15 protein-coding genes are annotated in these 17,232 nt (G+C 59.6%); 7 read left to right on the plus strand and 8 right to left on the minus strand.

Annotated features, from left to right (window positions below):
* Positions 1 to 780 precede the first annotated feature (780 nt).
* A complete protein-coding gene (locus FH08_RS0132940) occupies positions 781 to 1,701 on the minus strand; it encodes a LysR substrate-binding domain-containing protein (RefSeq protein ID WP_031362448.1) in 921 nt (306 codons plus the stop codon).
* A 125-nt stretch (positions 1,702 to 1,826) separates the two neighbouring features.
* On the opposite strand from FH08_RS0132940, the gene FH08_RS0132945 reads away from it, so the two are divergent.
* From FH08_RS0132945 to FH08_RS0132955, 3 genes are all read left to right on the plus strand, one after another.
* A complete protein-coding gene (locus FH08_RS0132945; protein WP_031362449.1) occupies positions 1,827 to 2,981 on the plus strand; it encodes a methionine aminotransferase in 1,155 nt (384 codons plus the stop codon).
* 46 nt (positions 2,982 to 3,027) lie between these two features.
* Positions 3,028 to 3,822 (plus strand): ABC transporter substrate-binding protein, encoded by a 795-nt coding sequence (locus tag FH08_RS0132950; RefSeq protein ID WP_031362450.1) that lies wholly within the window; start codon positions 3,028 to 3,030, stop codon positions 3,820 to 3,822.
* 188 nt (positions 3,823 to 4,010) lie between these two features.
* Positions 4,011 to 5,582: a DHA2 family efflux MFS transporter permease subunit gene (locus tag FH08_RS0132955; protein ID WP_031362451.1), complete on the plus strand. Its 1,572-nt coding sequence runs from the start codon at positions 4,011 to 4,013 to the stop codon at positions 5,580 to 5,582.
* A gap of 54 nt (positions 5,583 to 5,636) precedes the next feature.
* On the opposite strand, the gene FH08_RS0132960 is transcribed toward FH08_RS0132955, so the two are convergent.
* Complete coding sequence (locus FH08_RS0132960; RefSeq protein WP_031362452.1) at positions 5,637 to 7,145, minus strand: MFS transporter; 1,509 nt, start codon at positions 7,143 to 7,145, stop codon at positions 5,637 to 5,639.
* Positions 7,146 to 7,462: 317 nt separating this feature from the next.
* Between FH08_RS0132960 and FH08_RS0132965 the strand changes: the two genes are divergently transcribed.
* The 3 genes from FH08_RS0132965 to FH08_RS0132975 all read left to right on the plus strand — a co-directional run bounded on the left by FH08_RS0132965 (position 7,463) and on the right by FH08_RS0132975 (position 10,331).
* Positions 7,463 to 7,939, plus strand: coding sequence for a universal stress protein (locus FH08_RS0132965; protein ID WP_031362453.1), 477 nt, complete (start codon positions 7,463 to 7,465; stop codon positions 7,937 to 7,939).
* Positions 7,940 to 8,079: 140 nt separating this feature from the next.
* Positions 8,080 to 8,820, plus strand: coding sequence for a helix-turn-helix domain-containing protein (locus FH08_RS0132970; protein WP_075583408.1), 741 nt, complete (start codon positions 8,080 to 8,082; stop codon positions 8,818 to 8,820).
* A gap of 167 nt (positions 8,821 to 8,987) precedes the next feature.
* Positions 8,988 to 10,331, plus strand: a complete 1,344-nt coding sequence (locus tag FH08_RS0132975) for an SUMF1/EgtB/PvdO family nonheme iron enzyme (RefSeq protein ID WP_031362455.1) — start codon at positions 8,988 to 8,990, stop codon at positions 10,329 to 10,331.
* A gap of 291 nt (positions 10,332 to 10,622) precedes the next feature.
* Here the strand turns inward: FH08_RS0132975 and FH08_RS0132980 are convergent, their stop codons facing one another.
* Together FH08_RS0132980 and FH08_RS0132985 are read right to left on the minus strand one after the other, a co-directional pair.
* Positions 10,623 to 11,729 (minus strand): FUSC family protein, encoded by a 1,107-nt coding sequence (locus FH08_RS0132980; RefSeq protein WP_160172526.1) that lies wholly within the window; start codon positions 11,727 to 11,729, stop codon positions 10,623 to 10,625.
* A gap of 41 nt (positions 11,730 to 11,770) precedes the next feature.
* On the minus strand, positions 11,771 to 12,352 hold the full coding sequence (locus FH08_RS0132985; RefSeq protein ID WP_031362457.1) for a hydrolase: 582 nt from the start codon (positions 12,350 to 12,352) through the stop codon (positions 11,771 to 11,773).
* 64 nt (positions 12,353 to 12,416) lie between these two features.
* Here FH08_RS0132985 and FH08_RS0132990 point away from each other — a divergent pair, with 64 nt between their 5' ends.
* Positions 12,417 to 13,157 carry a TetR/AcrR family transcriptional regulator gene (locus tag FH08_RS0132990; RefSeq protein ID WP_081889654.1) on the plus strand — a complete coding sequence of 247 codons (741 nt, stop codon included), beginning with the start codon at positions 12,417 to 12,419 and terminating at the stop codon, positions 13,155 to 13,157.
* Between the two features lie 159 nt (positions 13,158 to 13,316).
* Here FH08_RS0132990 and FH08_RS0132995 read toward each other — a convergent pair whose 3' ends face one another.
* The 4 genes from FH08_RS0132995 to FH08_RS0133010 form a co-directional block, all read right to left on the minus strand.
* The gene (locus FH08_RS0132995) at positions 13,317 to 14,648 is read right to left on the minus strand and encodes an acetyl-CoA hydrolase/transferase family protein (protein ID WP_031362459.1); all 1,332 of its coding nucleotides are present in this window, start codon (positions 14,646 to 14,648) and stop codon (positions 13,317 to 13,319) included.
* 15 nt (positions 14,649 to 14,663) lie between these two features.
* Positions 14,664 to 15,191 carry a (R)-specific enoyl-CoA hydratase RipB/Ich gene (gene ripB, locus FH08_RS0133000; RefSeq protein ID WP_031362460.1) on the minus strand — a complete coding sequence of 176 codons (528 nt, stop codon included), beginning with the start codon at positions 15,189 to 15,191 and terminating at the stop codon, positions 14,664 to 14,666.
* 23 nt (positions 15,192 to 15,214) lie between these two features.
* Positions 15,215 to 16,048, minus strand: a complete 834-nt coding sequence (locus FH08_RS0133005; RefSeq protein WP_031362461.1) for an aldolase/citrate lyase family protein — start codon at positions 16,046 to 16,048, stop codon at positions 15,215 to 15,217.
* Positions 16,049 to 16,159: 111 nt separating this feature from the next.
* Positions 16,160 to 17,074, minus strand: a complete 915-nt coding sequence (locus FH08_RS0133010) for a LysR family transcriptional regulator (RefSeq protein WP_031362462.1) — start codon at positions 17,072 to 17,074, stop codon at positions 16,160 to 16,162.
* Positions 17,075 to 17,232: the final 158 nt, after the last annotated feature.

A 17,232-nucleotide genomic window follows, 5' to 3' on the forward strand; every position in this document is an offset into this window, starting at 1 on the left:
CATTTCTTTGTCCAAAGCGACAAAGAAACGAAGCAAAGAAAACGCTTTCAGAACGAGGGCTCGTAAGTTGACCTAGCGTGCAGTTTCCGCGTTTTTGGCACCCCAAAAGCACGGTGCTCGCCAGAACCACCGATGTGTGAAACCCTCTTTCTCCGAACACGGATACCCACACGCTTCGCCACCGGTGACTGAACCTGCCAAAGGTTCACCCCGCGCTATCCGCGGACAACCACCCACCGAAAATGAACTCGTGCCGAACCACGTCGCCAACCCACCTCGAAACAAGGCGCTCGGATAGATGAGGCCCCACGAACAAAAATAACCAGGCAAATCATGCCGGCCAAGCAGCTAACCCATGAAGACCTGTAGCGGGAAATACGCGTGAGGCCGTGCGGGTTTCCTTGGCAAGGGTGTTTGCCCGAGAGCGTACGGGGCGAAGCGTGTGCGTGTAAGAATTCGCGAGAAGGAGGGGTTCACACATCCGTCGTTCTGGCGAGCACCGTGCTTTTGGGGTGCCAAAAACTTAAAAACTGCACGCTAGGTCAACTTATGAGCCCTCGTTTTGAAAGCGTTTTCTTTGCTTCGTTTCTTTGTCGCTTTGGACAAAGAAATGACGTGCCGCCACGCACAGTGGCTAACAGTGATAAAGAGAAAATCCGACTCAAGCAGACCACTAAGGCCGAAAGCACCAACCCGGCATAGACCCCGACCGCTAACCCCAGAACCTGGCCCCCCCAACTCCCGCCCCCCGACCACTAACTCAAGTGCGAACGAAAAAAATCACCCGTTCATGTAAGCCAAAAGATTCGCCCGCGTCACCGCAGCCTCGCCCTCGAGCCATTGCGCAAACTCCTGCAAGACCGGCGAAGGCGCCGGCCGTTCCGGATAGATCAGATAATACGAAGCCCCGCTGGGCACACAAAGCGAAAACGGCGTGATGATCCTCTGCGCCCGCAAGTCCTCTTCGATCAGCGACAAATCCCCAATCGTCACGCCCAACCCCTGCATGGCAGACGAAATGGCGAGATCGAGCGTATCAAAGTGCTGCGCTTTCGATGACGGCAATCCCTTATACCCATACGCTTCCAGCCATCTAATCCAGTCCCGCCGGTCACGCGTGGGATGCAACAAGGTTTGATCGGCAAGATCATCGGGCGTAGCAGCTGCAGCGCCAGCCGGGCGCTCCTTCCACAAGCCCGGCGCACACACCGGTGTCAGCACTTCATCGAACAGATGATGCGAACTCACGCCCTTTAACGTCGGCTGTCCGAACACAATCGCGGCATCGAACTGCTCGGCGTTGAACTCCACCCCATGCGACACCGCCGCCGTCACCTCGATCGCAAGCTCCGGCCGCTCATTCTGCAACCGGATCACGCGCGGCAAAATCCAGCGCATCGCGCATGTGGGACATTTCACCCGCAACGTGCCCGACTGCGCCCCGCTACGCTCAAGCGCCTCCGTAATCTGTGCCAGTGCCTGCTGCAATGGCGCGAGCAGCATCGCGCCATTGGGCGTCAGCGCGAGACCGCGCGGTTGGCGCACGAACAACGAATAACCCAGATGTGCCTCCAGCCCGGAAATCTGCCGGCTGACAGCGCCTTGCGTGATGTTGAGAACATCGGCGGCACGGGTAAAGTTCAGTCGCTGCGCCACGACCGCGAAGGTTTTAAGCACATCCAAAGACGGCAGCGGTTTCATTGTCGGATCTCGTAAGCCATGAGCTGGGTTCATGGCTAGTATGACAAACTTTCGATTGTCCGCGCTTTATTGCTGCTGTCGAATGACAATCGATACTTGTATTCAGTCCTCCGGAGACGACCGTCGTGAAAAGTGCCTGGACCCCCGCGTCGAAGCTGCCGAATGTTGGCACGACCATCTTTACCGTGATCGGCCAGCTCGCCGAGGAACATCAGGCGCTGAATCTTTCGCAAGGCGCGCCGAATTTTGCCTGCGATCCGAAACTGGTGGACAACGCGGCGCAAGCCATGCGCGCCGGGCATAACCAGTACGCACCCATGGCGGGCGTGCCCGCGCTGCGCGATGCCCTTGCGCTGAAAACGCAGCAACTCTACGGCGCCACTTACGACCCGGGCAGTGAAATCACCGTGGTGGCAAGCGCCAGCGAAGGGTTGTACGCGTCGATCAGTGCGCTCGTGCATCCCGGCGACGAAGTGATCTACTTCGAACCGTCATTCGATAGCTACGGCCCCATCGTGCAATTGCAGGGTGCAACGCCGATCCCGATCAAGCTCTCGCCGGTGGATTTTCATATCGACTGGGATGAAGTGGCCGCGGCCATCACGCCGCGCACGCGCATGATCATCGTCAACTCGCCGCACAATCCGTCCGGCAGCGCGTTCACCGTTGAAGACATCAACCGCCTCACGGCGCTCACGCGCGATTCGAAGATCATCGTGCTTTCCGATGAAGTGTATGAACACGTTGTCTTCGACGGCGCGCTGCATCACAGCATGGCGCGTTATCCGGCGCTGGCCGAGCGCAGTGTGATCGTGTCGTCGTTCGGTAAGTCGTATCACGTGACCGGTTGGCGCGTCGGCTTCACGCTCGCCCCGGCCGAGCTGACCGAAGAAATCCGCAAGGTCCACCAGTTCATGACCTTCGCCGCCGATACCCCCATGCAGATCGCGTTCGCGCAAGCACTCGGCGACGCATCGAGCTATCTCGGTCTGGGCGAGTTTTATCAGAAGAAACGCGATCTGCTCGCCAAAGCGCTCGCCGGTTCGCGCTTCGAACTCTTGCCGAGTGCAGGCAGCTTCTTCATGCTGGCGCGCTTCGGTGCGTTCTCCGATGAATCGGACAGCGACTTCGTGCTGCGCCTGATTCGCGAAACCCGTGTCGCGACCATTCCTTTGTCAGCGTTCTACACAGACGGTACGGACAACCGAATCATCCGTCTCAGCTTCGCCAAGGATGACGACACGCTGCGCGAAGGAGCACGCCGCCTGTGCGCGGTTTAGTGCTGGTTTGAACTCCATTCAACTTCTACCAATAGAGACACGCTCCATGAAGAAAACCGCTCACGCATTGACGGCCGCGCTTTTGCTGGCTGCCTCGGTATGCACCACCGCCGCGTACGCGGCCGAATCCGATACCTTGCGCTACGGCGTGGAAGCGCAATATCCGCCGTTTGAATCGAAGGCGGCATCGGGTGAATTGCAGGGGCTGGATATCGATGTCGGCAACGCGGTGTGCGCCACGGCGAAGATGAAATGCGTGTGGGTCGAGACCTCGTTCGACGGTTTGATCCCGGCCCTGCAAGGCCGCAAATTCGACGCAATCAATTCGGCGATGAATGCAACCGATCAGCGCCGCCAGGCCATCGACTTCACGACGGTGGTGTATCGCGTACCTACGCAACTGATCGCGAAGACGGGTAGCGGACTCGAGCCGACGCCGGCTTCGCTGAAGGGCAAGAACATCGGCGTGTTGCAGGGTTCGATCCAGGAAAGTTTCGCCAAGGCGCATTGGGCGAATGCAGGCGTGAATGTCGTGCCGTACCAGGATCAGAACCAGGCTTATACGGACCTGAAGGCCGGCCGTCTCGACGGCACGCTGGTCCTCTCTGCCGCCGGGCAATCGGGCTTCCTGTCCAAGCCTGACGGCGAGGGATACAGCTTTGTCGGCGGCCCCGTCAGCGACGACAAGATCCTCGGCAGCGGCATCGCCTATGGGATCCGCAAGGACGATGCCGCGCTGAAGCAGCGACTGAACACGGCGATTGCGAAGCTCAAGGCGGACGGAACGATTGCCAAGTTCGCGAAGAAGTATCTTGGCGACATCGACGTGTCAGCCAAATAAAGTTAGCCCGAAACAGGGGATATCCGAAGTCGATGGAAGCGCCGCCCAAGGGTTGATAGCTGGATGAAAGCCTCTGCCTGATCAGCGAGGTTTTTTGAACGCTGGCACACTGCGGCCTTCGATGTTGGCACAATCGGCCGCTGCGTTTCGTTTCGTTTCATTTCGCGGCCGCTCTATCCGGATATCCCATGAGCACTGCGCCTGCCGCATCGCCTGCGCCCTCCCCGCCGCCGCCGTTGAAAGGCGGCCAACTGGTTCTCGCAACCTTGGCCGTCGCGCTCGCCACGTTCATGAACGTGCTCGATTCATCGATCGCGAACGTCGCCATCCCGACTATTTCCGGCAATCTCGGCGTGTCCGTCGATGAAGGCACATGGGTCATTACCGTATTCGCCGCGGCCAATGCGGTCTCTATTCCGCTGACCGGCTGGCTGACCCAGCGCGTTGGGCAGATCAAACTTTTTGTTGGCGCGATTCTGTTATTCGTGATTTCTTCGTGGCTTTGCGGGCTCGCACCGACCTTGCCGATCTTGCTCACCGCGCGGGTTTTACAAGGCGCCGTTGCCGGGCCGTTGATTCCGCTGTCGCAGGCAATCTTGCTGGGTTCGTATCCGAAGGAGAAAGCGTCAATGGCGCTTTCCTTATGGGCGATGACCGCCGTGGTCGGGCCGATTGCAGGGCCGGCTCTGGGTGGCTGGATTACCGACAGGTATAGCTGGTCGTGGATCTTCTATATCAACATTCCCGTCGGCATATTCGCCGCCAGCGTCACGTGGATGATTTATCGCAAACGTGAATCGGCGACGCGTAAAGCGCCTATTGACACGATCGGACTCATCTTGCTGATTGCGTGGGTGGCGTCGCTGCAGATCATGCTCGATAAGGGACGCGACCTTGACTGGTTTTCATCGCCGACAATTGTCTGGCTGGGGATCATTGCAGTGGTTACCTTTGCGCTCTTTGTGGTCTGGGAATTGACCGATGCCAACCCCGTCGTCGATCTTCGGCTGTTCGCCGGGCGGAATTTTTTTGGGGGAACGGTAGCCATTTCCGTGGCGTATGGGGTGTTCTTCGGCAACCTCGTTTTATTGCCGCAATGGATGCAGCAGTATCTGAATTACCGTTCCGTCGATGCCGGGCTGGTGACCGCGCCACTGGGCATCTTTGCGGTGATTCTCGCTCCGGTCATGGGACGTGTTTTGCCCCGGACCGACGCGCGCGTTGTCGCGACCATGGCGTTTATCGGCTTCGCGATTGTGTTTTACATGCGCTCGAACTATGTGACCGAGATCGATACCTGGCATCTGGTCTTGCCGACGCTTTTGCAAGGCATTCCGACGGCGCTGTTCTTCGTGCCCCTGACGTCGATTATTTTGTCGGGGCTGCCGCCGTCGAAAATTCCGGCGGCCGCGGGGTTATCGAATTTTGCGCGGGTCTTTTGCGGGGCGGTGGGAACCTCGCTTGCAGGCAATGCCTGGACCGACAGGATCGCCTTGCATCATGAGCGGCTGACCGAGCAGGCAAATGCCAATAACCCGATCTTCTTGCAGTCACTGCAGGCGTCGCAGCGGGTATTGAATATCAACGAAGCCCAAGCGCGCGGCTTCTTCGATTTCACCGTGAATACGCAAGCCGCCATGCTGGGGCTGGACGATATCTTTTTTGCCTCCGCCATTATCTTCATCCTGATCATTCCGCTGATCTGGATTACGAAGCGGGCGAAGGGCGGCGGGGGCGCAGCGGCGGCGGGCGCGCATTGAGTTTTGTTGGCGCTCGGGGTTGGTCGAACCCGAGCGCGAGCGAAGACCCCACCCCTACTCCTTCCGAAAGGTAATGTGCGAAACCCTCCGCACCATCAGCACCGCCGATAACGCCGCCACTGCGGTCAGCGCCACGCCAATATGAATGGACTGCACGAGCACCTCGCGGGCGCTTTCGATCATCGCAGGCCCATCGAGCCCGGCCGGCACTAGGTCGGCCAGCAACTTCGCCCGCAACACGGAATCGATCAGAATCCGCGGATCGTTGAACCTTGGCAACCACGCGATACTCGCCGGCTCGCCGAGCACTCGCAGCGTGCGCGTAATCACATCCCGGTAATGATGTTGCACGATCACCGCGACCACGCTCGTCCCGAGCATCCCGCCGACCATGCGAGTGGATTGCAGCAACGCTGTGGTAATGCCGAAGCGCTCACGTCCGGCAATCTCCTGCCCGAATACGTTCAGGTTGTTGAGCACGAAACCCAGGCCGATACCAATGCCCGCCATCGGAATCTCAATCCAGATATGCGGCGTGGAAGCGTCGGCAAACGCCAGCGCAATACACGCGAATAGCAGCAACGTGAAACCAATCGACAAGATGAACGTAGGCTTGCGCAAATGAATCACAATGCGCGTGTTGATAAAACTGCCGATGGCAATAAACATCGCAATCGGCGTAGCCAGTAATCCGGCCTCCTGCGGCGATAAACCAAAACCGCCCTGCAGCAAAAGCGGCGCAAAGAAGATCAGCGAAAACATCACGAAACCGGACAGCATGGACAACGTGAATAACGTAACAAGCTGCGGGTCCTTGAAGAGGTCGAGCGGAATGATCGGATGCGTCGCACGCCGTTCGCAGATCAGCAACGCCACTGCGCCGCCGGCCACGCATGCAGCCAGCACCACGTTGCCCACGGTCAGCCCGCTCTTCGGCACGGCTTCAATAAATGCCTGCAAGCCGCCCAGCACCAGCGCAACCAGCACCGCACCCAGCCAGTCGATCTTCACCGCACCCTCACGCGGCCGATGGAAATTCGGCAAATGCGCCCAGATGAAATAGAACGCGGCGATACCGACCGGCAGGTTAATCAGGAATGTCGAGCGCCAGCCCCAATGCTCGCTCATCCAGCCGCCCAGCGACGGGCCCGCGGCGGTTCCTATCCCATAGGACGCCGCCATGACTACCTGCCAGCGGACCCGCAAACGCGGATCAGGAAAGAGATCGGGAATCGACGCGAATGCCGTGCCGACCATCATCCCGCCACCCACGCCCTGCAAGCCGCGCGCGATGACGAGGAACAGCATGTCGTTGGCCACGCCGCATAGCACCGAGGCCGCGGTGAACGTGATCACCGCGGCAATCACGAAGCGCTTTCGGCCGAAATAATCGCCAAGCCGGCCGAATACAGGCACCGTCACCACCGACGCCAGCAAATACGCGCTCGCAATCCACGCGTAATACTCGAAACCATGCAATTCCGCGACGATAGACGGCAGCGCGGTACTGACCACGGTCTGGTCAAGCGCGACCAGCATGTTGACGAGACCAATGCCGAGCATCGCGAGAAGCGCGTTGCGGAAAGGCAGTGGTGAGGCGGATTCTGGGTTAGGAGGCGAGGCAGACTGAGGAGCGGTTTGAGACACGGGCGGGCTAGGAGAGTAAATAGAGGAAGTCAAGAAAAACGATACAAACATCACGCCCCGGATTGTATGACGTCATTATTTCATCCGGTTGGTCAGGATCGCGGGTATGCCGATAAAAGCGGAACATTTATCGGATAAATGCTGTCGTACATTTGTAAGCCGGGCAATCAGGCACGAGCGTTTTTATCGATAAAAAATCGTCTTTTGCATTTCAACCGCTGAAGGAGAACCGTATGTTCAAACGAATCGTCGTGGCTATTGACGGCAGCCGCACCTCGCGCCGCGCATTCGAATCCGCGCTCGAACTCGCCGTTACGCACGGCGCGGTGCTGCAGCCCTATTACGTCGTCGAAAACGCACCGGTTTACTACGACGTGCCAGGCTACGACCCCTCCATCCTGCGTGACGAGCTCGCCAACCAGGGCGCCAAACTCGCCGCCGAAGCGAACGCCGAGATGAAACAGCGCGGCGTGCAAGGCGCAGTGGTGATTGCCGAGGGTTCATCGGTCGATGATGTCGCGGAGATGGTGCTCACCGCCGCCACCGCGTTCAACGCGGACCTGCTCGTGATGGGCACGCACGGCCGCAAGGGTTTCCAGCGGCTGATCCTCGGCAGTGTCGCGGAAAGGTGCCTGCGCCAGGCAACGCTGCCCGTACTGCTGATTCCCTCGGCCTCCGGGGCCGGCGCCGTGCCTGAATCAAAGCCGTAAAAGCGTTGAGGCGGGGCGTGCGAGCGCCCGGTTGGGCGAGCGACAGCGCTCTCACGCGACGTTTTGCCGCCCGGGGGTAGATCGCATCGATGGGACAATTTCCTTGTTCCAGATCAAAACGAACTAAAAGCGAGCGAGCCATGCAAACCGTCCACGAGACCCCAGTTCCGCTGCCGAGCGCCCCCTCGCGCCACGCCGCTCATTGTTCAACCTGCGCCTTGAAGCACTACTGCCTGCCGCAAGGCCTGTCTTCCGACGACGTCCACAGGCTCCAGAAGGTCATCGTCCACGCCCGCACGATCAAGCGGGGCGAAACCCTGTTTCGCGTCGGCGACACCTTCGACACCCTCTACGCCATCCGCTCCGGCTCGATCAAGACGGTTGTATCGACACCGAACGGAAACGGCCGCGAACAGGTCATGGGCTTGCATCTCGGCGGCGATGCGCTTGGCCTCGAAGGATTCGACAATGGCCGGCACGCGTGCCACGCCATCGCGCTCGAAGACAGTTCGGTCTGCCTGGTCCCCTATGTGCACTTTGAGCGCGCCTGCCGCGAAACCAGTGCCCTCCAGCGCCGGCTGCTGCAGTTGCTGAGCCGTGAAGTCGTCAGGAAGGCGACGCAAACCCTGATCCTCGGCACGTTGCGCGCCGACGAGCGCGTCGCCGCCCTGCTGCTGGACCTCTCCGCCCGGCTAAGCCGCCGCGGGTATGCCGGCAACGAGTTCAACCTGCGCCTCACGCGCGACGACATGGGCAGTTTTCTCGGCATCACGCTGGAAACGGTCAGCCGGACGCTGTCGCGGTTTCAGGCAAAGGGGCTGATCCAGGCAAACGGCAAGCTGATCCAGATCATCGACTTCGACGGCCTGCGCGCGATCTAGCGCTCGATCTGGCGCTCGATCTAATTTCGGTCCCGCGTTTTTGTCCCGCGTTTTTGTCCCGCGTTACTGGCCTGCTTCTGCGGCCCGCTTTCGATCCAAGCAGGCTAGGCATGTCCTCTGCTACGATTTATCGTTCTGCATCGGCCCATGCCCGGAGACAAAGCGAAATGAATCGCGAACCTACCCCGCTGCATCCGCTGCTCGCCCGCCTGCGCGAAGCGCGCCAGATCACCGACGCGGTGTTCGGCATCGTCAAACCCGAGTTCCTGTATGAACGCCCGATCTCCGAGCGGCATCGGATCGTGTTCTATATCGGTCATCTGGAAGCGTTCGACCGCAATCTCTTCGATCAACGCCTCTTCGACCTGCCCAGCCCGAATGCGGAGTTCGACCAGTTATTTGCGTTCGGCATTGATCCCGTCGATGGCGGCCTGCCGAGCGATCAGCCTCACGACTGGCCGTCGCTCGACACGGTCCGCGCCTATGTGCAGCGAATTCGCGATGACATCGATGCGCGTTTCAATCCCGCCGAAATTACAAAGGGTAAAGATAAGCACGACAATTCCAGCGCGCCGGAGGCCACGCCCGAGACGCTTCTGGAGGTCGCGATCGAGCACAGGCTGATGCACGCGGAAACGCTCGCGTACATGCTGCATCAGTTGCCGCTGCATCAGAAAACCGGGCCCGCAGTCACCGAAGACTTGGCGCTACACCCGCTCGACAGTACGACTGCGCGGGAAATGGTCCACGTGCCTGCGGGCAGGACCACGCTTGGCCTTACGCGCGATAGCGGCACGTTCGGCTGGGACAATGAGTTCGGTGAACATGGCGTGGACGTGCCTGCGTTCGAGATGGATCGCTACATGGTGACGAATTCGGACTGGCTGGATTTCATCGATGCCGGTGGTTACGGGCATCGCGATTACTGGCGTGACAGCGACTGGGCGTGGAAGGAACGTGAAGGCATCGACAAGCCGGCGTTCTGGGTGCGCGATGGCTCGTCAGCGGAATTGAAAGGCTCAGCCAAGCACTCGCACTGGAAGCTGCGGACCATGTTCGCCGAGATCCCGTTACCGGCGGACTGGCCGGTGTATGTGAGTCACGCCGAAGCCAGCGCGTACGCGAAATGGGCGGGCAAGTCGCTACCGACCGAAGCGCAATGGCAACGCGCAGCCGAGATGGCCCCGCACGCTCAACAGGGCAATTTCGATTTCCGCCGATGGGAACCGTCACCGGTTCAGGCTCACCCGGAGAATCGCAGCGCGGCGGGTGTGGTTGGGCAGTTTGGCAACGGCTGGGAATGGACGTCGACGACCTTCGGGCCGTTGCCCGGTTTTGAGCCGTTTCCGTTCTACCTGGGCTACTCCGCGAACTTCTACGACGACCAGCATTTCGTGCTCAAAGGCGGCTCGCCGCGAACGGCCGCGTGCATGCTGAGACCGAGTTTTCGTAACTGGTTTCAAGCGCATTACCAGTACGTGTATGCGGGATTCCGTTGCGTGCGTGGGTGACGAATACTCTCAGGAGACCTATGATGCTGCGGTCCGTCGCGCAGCACAGCGAAATGACGAGACGCAGACTCGTGACAGTGCGTCCAGTAAGCGAATCTAGCAGAGTCGGCAGCGAAACTTTGAGTGATCGTGCAGCAGAAGATTTGTCGGGCCATTGATCCTTCACACTTGGGCTCTGATGTGATGGACGACTCCCTCCCTTCGCGACATACTCCTCCTCGACACTCGGCGAAATTCGCCGATACAAATGTCCAAAACACCGATTCTGTCCGCACTCTCTTGCGCCCTGAATCAAAGACGACTGCGCGGTCCCGCTCGGTCTTGCCGGGATCTTGGGGAGTCACACGTCAAGCGGCACGTGTCTTTCATGTGTGCCGCAATGGCGGATGCCGTAAGCGCACACAGCAGCCCAATGGCGCTGCCGACTGCCACGTTCAGCAGGCGCTCGCCTCCAAAAATCCACGGTTTTCCCGCTAATACGAATGCGATTGCCGCACAGGCGCACCGAACGCCGAATGCGAGCGTGTACGGACGAATGCAGATGAGCGTCAGCATTGCGGCGAACACAACGAGCACACGCATAAACAACGCATGAGGGATCATCAACCCGACGACCACGCCGAAGGAAACGCCGACAACGGCCCCGGTAAGCCGGTTGCGAAACTTCTGCCGGGCGCTTGCTGCATTTCCGGTAACGACGCTGGCGGCCGACCAGATCATCCACTGACCATGGTCGACGTGTCGCCATTCGACAAGTACGGCAGCGCAAGCGATCGCGAGCGCGACGGTAATCATCAGTTCGATATATGCGTTGCTCTCGCTGTTTGGGAAGAGGCGAGTCCACTTTGCGAAATGCGCAAGAGTCGGCCGGCCGGTTTCACGCGAGCGAAAGTGCTCGACTGACGCAACGAGCAGGATCGGCAACGCCGCTATCAACAGGAACGGCAGGACCTCAACGCTCCGGGTGATGAGCGCCTGCCGCGTGACGCCTTCCGCACTCTCACAGGCAAGATACAGCGAGGGAATGAACGTGAAGTTGCCGAGCGAGCGCAAGGCGCTGCCGCCCGCGGTCACCAGCACGGATCCCATCCCCAGCAGGACTGTGGCTACGACAAAGAGCAGCGGGTGCGCGAGCGACGCCATCAGGATCACGAAGCCCGCGCTGATCGCCAGAGCGTGCGCGAAGACGCCGAGTGGCGCAAGCTGCGAGTGGTCGAGTGCGATGAGCATCGCGACCGGCACGATTGCAGCGGTGAGCCACTCGGATCTGCCGGATACGAGTGCAAGCAAGAGCAGCGGGACGAGCGCAAACAGGGCGCGACCCAACGCCCGCGCGTCAAACACGGTTTCGATGCGGCGAAGGAGCGACGAAGCTCCGGTGTGACGTTCGCTGCTCATCGTCGCTTTCCCGCCACGCAGTGCTTGTCCATCGGTCGTCATCAGCCTGCGAGCGCCTCGAGTACGTCGACGGATTGCCGCACAAGACCGAGCCTCGGGAAGATGTAATTCAGCGACGCATCATGATGCTCCTGCGCGGCGCAGCTCATTGCGTCCTCGACGAGCACCAGCGAGTAGCCGTGCTCGTGCGCGGCGCGAGCCGTCGACTCGACGCCGATGTTCGTCGAAATCCCGCCGAGCACAATGGTTTCGATGCCGCGACGCCGCAATTGCAGGTCGAGCTCGGTGCCGTAAAAGGCACTCCATTGGCGTTTCGTGATCTTGATGTCACCCTCCTCCACCGCCAGTTCGGCGGGGAAGTCCCACCAGTTCGAGGGCAGTCCGCCGGCGGGAAGCACGATGGGCTGATCAACGGACTGCTTCAGTGCATCGCCGAAGTCGGCGCTCCAGCCCACCCGGACCAGGACAACCGGCGCATTGACTTCCCGGAAGCGCTTTGCGAGCGTTGCCGCGGTAGCCAGCACGGCTTCGGCGGGACGGGGTGCTTTCCCGAATCCGAGAATGCCCTGCTGAAGATCGATCAGAACGAGAGCGGTAGTCTTGGGGTCAAGTTTCTGCAACATGATGGTCTTCCGTTGAAAGCGGCGAGCCGCTGGTGTATTGTGAGGGGGTGCTCACAAACATTATATGAGAATGGCCTCACAAAAGTCAACGCCGAATACGGGCGAGGTGAAGGCGCCACGCCGCGCCCGCGGACATGCGCGGGTGGCGTCGTTGCTGGAAGCCGCAAGCGCGGAATTCGCTGAGAAAGGGTACGAAGCAACAACGATGACAGCGATCGCCGCGCGCGCCGGGGCGTCGATCGGTTCGCTTTATCAGTTCTTTCCGACGAAAGAGCAGGTCGCAGGTACGCTAATCGAGCAATACGTGACCGAGCTTGAAGCAGCGTTCGACCGGCTGAGCGAGGAGGTGCCATTGCTTGACGTATCGGTCGTTGCGGGCCGGCTGACGACGTTGTTCGTGGCGTTTCGCACGACGCACCCCGCTTTCGTGGTGCTGGTCGACGCACGTGATGTCGTATTGCCCGGCGGCACCGGAGTGCGCGAAAGATTGCGCAAAGGAATCGCATCCGTGCTGGCCGCGCTCGCGCCGCGACTGTCCGTGGAAGAAGCTTTGTTCCGGGCCGCGATCGTCCAGCATCTTATGAAGGCAGCCGTTACGCTGACCCACGATGCGAGCGTGGTTGACCATCACGCGGCGATCCTGGAGTTCCAGCACGTAGTAGAGCACTACCTTGAGGACATGATGGAAGCCGCGCGTGGTGGACGAACCCGCGCAGCGCAACGAGGCGCAGCACCCAAGGAGCGTTCCGCTTCGAGCAATGGCGCCGGTCCGAAGACCAAGGGCAAGCCCGGCGTCTCCGCGTGAATGCTGTTGCTGCCCGGCGCGTCATCCCGGCGCCGCGCGGGCTCAAGTACCCGCGGAAACTGCTCGCGGCTAGTGACGAGTTCGACGAAATGGCTGCATTCCTTGGCCAGGCTCTGTGCCAAATGATCGGCGATCGTTCTGCCCACAATGGACTCCTGATTAAAGTAAATGAAGTTCGCGCGCCTGCGCCGACAGCGCCTCGCGGAACTCGGGGTGCGCAAGACGAATGATCGCGTTCGCGCGTTCGGTCGACGACAGACCCTTCAGGTTCGCTACACCATATTCGGTCACGACAAGATGAGTGTCAGTACGCGGCGTGGTGACCGGCCCACTGAGTCGGGCAACGATCTTCGATACCTTCCCGCCGCCTGCGGTTGAGTGAAACGCTATGATCGACTTACCGCCGCGCGATGCGTATGCCCCGCGAACAAAGTCGAGTTGTCCGCCGGTTGCGCTGTACTGATGCCCTTTCACATGCTCGGAATTGCATGCGCCGGTCAGGTCCATTTCGATGGTCGAGTTAACCGATACGACGTTATCGTTGCGCGAGATCGTATGCGGATCGTTCACGTAGCTCACCGGATAGCTCTCGATCGACGGGTTGTTGTCCAGGTACTGATACATCTCGCGGTCGCCCATCGCGAAAGTGAAGACGGTCTTGCCGCGATTAAGCGTCTTGCGAGAGTTGTCCACTACCCCGCGCTGAATCAGGTCAACCAGCCCCGGTGTCAGCAACTCTGTATGAATCCCGAGATGACTATGGCCGGCAAGCGCGGCACATACCGCGTTGGGTAACGCACCAATCCCCATCTGCAGGCAGGCGCCGTCGGTGACAAGCTCGGCAATCAGCGAGCTGATCGTCTTGTCGTGCGCAGTCGCCGCCTTAGGCTTGAGCTCGGGTATCGCGTGATTCGATTCCACGATCGCATCCACTTCCGACACGTGCAGCAACGAATCGCCGAAGACGCGTGGCATGTTCGGATTGACTTCCACAATCAACCTGCGTGCGGCACGCGCCACGCCCGTCGTATAGTCGTTGTTTGTGCCGAACGTGAAGTAACCATTCGCATCCATGGGCGACACCATCACCAGCATGGTGTCGACGGGGATATGGTCAGCGAATAGCCGGGGAGACTGGCTAAACGAATTGGGCACGTAGAACACGACCTTGCGGTTTCCGTCCTCAACGCCCAGCTTGACGAGCTCCCGCTCGGGAGCACCCATGAACATACAATGCGGCAGGATCCGGCCCATGAGCGAATAGCGCAGCAAACTCTCTCGCAAAAACGCTTCAGAGTGAAAGTAGTAGACCTTCAGCGCATCAATGTCCCCTGCTTCGGCGCGCGCCCCTAACGCCTCTAGCAACGAGGGTGGCTGCGACATCGCCATCCCGAGCGCGATAGACGAGTCGCTGCGTAATGTCGAGACTGCTAGCGCCGGGGAAGTGAGCTTGCTCTTGTACAACTCTTCGACTTGAAATCTGGCGTTCATGAGTACAACTCCGGTTTAATAGTTGGCGTCGGCTTCGGGTGAATGACCGCGCTTGTAAATGAGCATCGTGCGTTCGAACGTCATGACAATCTCGCCGTCCTGGTTGAGTCCTTTTGTTTCCACGCTCACGATCCCCTGCGTTGGGCGGCTCTTCGACTCGCGCTTGGAAAGCACGGTGGATTCCGCATAAAGCGTGTCGCCCGCAAATACCGGATGCACGGCCTTGACCTTGTCCCAGCCCAGGTTGGCCACCACTTTCGCGCTTACGGTGCGTACGCTCATTCCGGTGATCACAGCGAGCGTGAAGGTGCTGTCGACCAGCAGCTTTTTCCACTCGGTCTTCGCGGCATAGGCCGCATCAAAGTGCACTTGTTGCGTGTTCATGGTGAGGAGCGTGTTCCAGATATTGTCGACGTCGGTGATCGTCCTGCCTGGCCGATGTTCGTAAATCGTTCCGGGAACAAAGTCCTCGAAGTACAGGCCAGACGTTTCACGGAAACGGTTTTCCCCAATCTGGCGATACGCGGAAATAGAAGATGTCATGATGGTGTCCTAAATAGATAAGTTCAGACGGCGGCCAGCACGCTGCGCGCTTCTCGAGCGATGGCCTCGTCGACCATGCGCCCGTCCACGATGCCTACGCCCTGTTCGTTTGCTTCGAGCACACGTTTCGCCCACGCAACGCGATCAGCGGACGGCGTAAACGCACGGTTGATTGATTCAATATGTGAAGGATGAATAGCGGCTTTGCCGTGGAAGCCATTGGCGAGCGCGAAAGCCAGATCGGCTTGCAAAAGGTCGGCGTCGTGAATGGCGAAACACGGCGCGTCGATCGCCTCGATGCCCGCCGACGCACATGCCGCGGCAACACGACAACGCGCGACTTGCAGCGCGAGCGAATCGGCTTGGGCACGCACATCGGAGGCATAGTCAGCCGCGCCAAACATGAGCGCCCCGACATGCGAACAGGCACTTGCGATCGATTCAACCGCAAACATGCCACGCGCTGACTCGATCAGGGGAACCAGCACGCTCGTCTTGCCGGCTTGATCGAACAGGCTTGCTACCAATGCCACCTGGTCAGGCGATTCAACTTTCGGCAACAGGAGGAAATCGGGCATGCGCGAGGCGTCTAGCAATGCGGCAAGATCGTCCAGACCAAAGCGCGTAGAAACCGAGTTGATGCGCACCGCAAGCTGCGGCATAGTTTCGTTCAGAGGCGTGTTGAGCCACGCAAGCAGGTTCTTTCGTGCATCCGGCTTCTCAGCGGAGGACACGGAATCTTCGAGATCGGCGATGGAAACATCCACGCCGCTCCTGGCTGCGCTCAGCAAGCGGTCAGGACGGGTGGCGGGTGTGAAGAGCCAACTACGAGTGGCATAAACGGAATGATCGGACATGACGCTTGGCACCTGAAGAATGTTTTGACCTGTTCATTCTCGTGATGCAGCGTGCCACTGACAATGCGGCAATTATGGTGCTAGCCTTCGGAAATCTCGAAGCCTGTATTTTTAGGGTTTGCCACGTGACTGCTTGGAGCCAATTGCAATCAGATGGTCAAACAACAGACGAGCGTAGGTTGGAAGCGCGTCTCGCTCGCTCACGCACACGCACATTTCACGCAGCGCCCAGCTATCGTGCAGACGTAGAACACGAATGCCCATGGTGCGCTTGCAGCGGCGGGCCGCCGACTCGGGCACGACTGATACGCCCACGCCATTCTCGACCAGACGGCAGATAGCATCGAAACTCCGTAGCTGTATGCGCTGGCGAATCCGCCGATGCAATCTGCGTGCATGACCCTCCAGATAAATTTGAATCGATGCACCGCTCGCATAGCCGACGAAATCGTGTTCGAGTAATTGCTCGAACGCAATGCCGCGCATGCCTTCGAAACCGGGTGCAGACGCAGGCACGACAGCGCACAGGCGATCGGTGACAAAAGGAAAAGCTTGCAACGCGCCCATGTCGGCCTCAGCAGCCACAATGCCGATGTCCGCCACACCATCGATCAGCGCCTCGACAATTTCATGACTCAGGCGCTCCTCGACTTCAATGTTCACATTGGGGTGAGCCGCGAGAAAATGACTGACAGGCGTAGGCACAAACTCCGTCAGCGCGTTCGTGTTTGCGAGCAGCCGCACTGTGCCTTTCAGTCCATGGGCGAACTGGCCAAGATCGTCGGTCAATCGCTGCATGGAGGCGAGCGTTGCGCGTGCATGACGCAACAACGTATGACCAGCTTCCGTAGGCTGAACGCCGAGCCGCTGGCGCGCGAGCAACGGCACGCCCACAGCCTCCTCCATTTGCTTGATTCGTCCGCTCGCCGAGCCTAGCGCCAGGTTCACACGCGTGGCGCCATGCGTGATGCTGCCCGCTTCCACCACGGCCACGAAAAGGCGCAAATCCGCTATGTCGAAGCGCATGAAGTGTCTCCGTTTTCGTTTTCGTTGATTCCACGAACGATCAAGCCTACGGGAAACCCGAAGGATACCTTCGCGAACTCCGCATTGTCGCCGAACGTCGCGCTTTGGACAACGGCTCAACAAACTCAGCAAACGGATCCTGCGTGACGCTCAGCGCC

It is taken from the genome of Caballeronia sordidicola, from assembly GCF_000729995.1.
Taxonomy (GTDB): domain Bacteria; phylum Pseudomonadota; class Gammaproteobacteria; order Burkholderiales; family Burkholderiaceae; genus Caballeronia; species Caballeronia sordidicola_A.

Coding starts and splice junctions, on each gene's coding strand:
- FH08_RS0132940 (WP_031362448.1), bottom strand. CDS start 1,701: ATGAAACCGCTGCCGTCTTTGGATGTGCTTAAAACCTTCGCGGTCGTG.
- FH08_RS0132985 (WP_031362457.1), bottom strand. CDS start 12,352: ATGTTGCAGAAACTTGACCCCAAGACTACCGCTCTCGTTCTGATCGAT.
- FH08_RS0132970 (WP_075583408.1), top strand. CDS start 8,080: ATGCAAACCGTCCACGAGACCCCAGTTCCGCTGCCGAGCGCCCCCTCG.
- FH08_RS0133005 (WP_031362461.1), bottom strand. CDS start 16,048: ATGTCCGATCATTCCGTTTATGCCACTCGTAGTTGGCTCTTCACACCC.
- FH08_RS0132965 (WP_031362453.1), top strand. CDS start 7,463: ATGTTCAAACGAATCGTCGTGGCTATTGACGGCAGCCGCACCTCGCGC.
- FH08_RS0132960 (WP_031362452.1), bottom strand. CDS start 7,145: ATGCTCGGCATTGGTCTCGTCAACATGCTGGTCGCGCTTGACCAGACC.
- FH08_RS0132980 (WP_160172526.1), bottom strand. CDS start 11,729: ATGAGCAGCGAACGTCACACCGGAGCTTCGTCGCTCCTTCGCCGCATC.
- FH08_RS0132975 (WP_031362455.1), top strand. CDS start 8,988: ATGAATCGCGAACCTACCCCGCTGCATCCGCTGCTCGCCCGCCTGCGC.
- ripB (WP_031362460.1), bottom strand. CDS start 15,191: ATGACATCTTCTATTTCCGCGTATCGCCAGATTGGGGAAAACCGTTTC.
- FH08_RS0132990 (WP_081889654.1), top strand. CDS start 12,417: ATGAGAATGGCCTCACAAAAGTCAACGCCGAATACGGGCGAGGTGAAG.
- FH08_RS0133010 (WP_031362462.1), bottom strand. CDS start 17,074: ATGCGCTTCGACATAGCGGATTTGCGCCTTTTCGTGGCCGTGGTGGAA.
- FH08_RS0132995 (WP_031362459.1), bottom strand. CDS start 14,648: ATGAACGCCAGATTTCAAGTCGAAGAGTTGTACAAGAGCAAGCTCACT.
- FH08_RS0132955 (WP_031362451.1), top strand. CDS start 4,011: ATGAGCACTGCGCCTGCCGCATCGCCTGCGCCCTCCCCGCCGCCGCCG.
- FH08_RS0132950 (WP_031362450.1), top strand. CDS start 3,028: ATGAAGAAAACCGCTCACGCATTGACGGCCGCGCTTTTGCTGGCTGCC.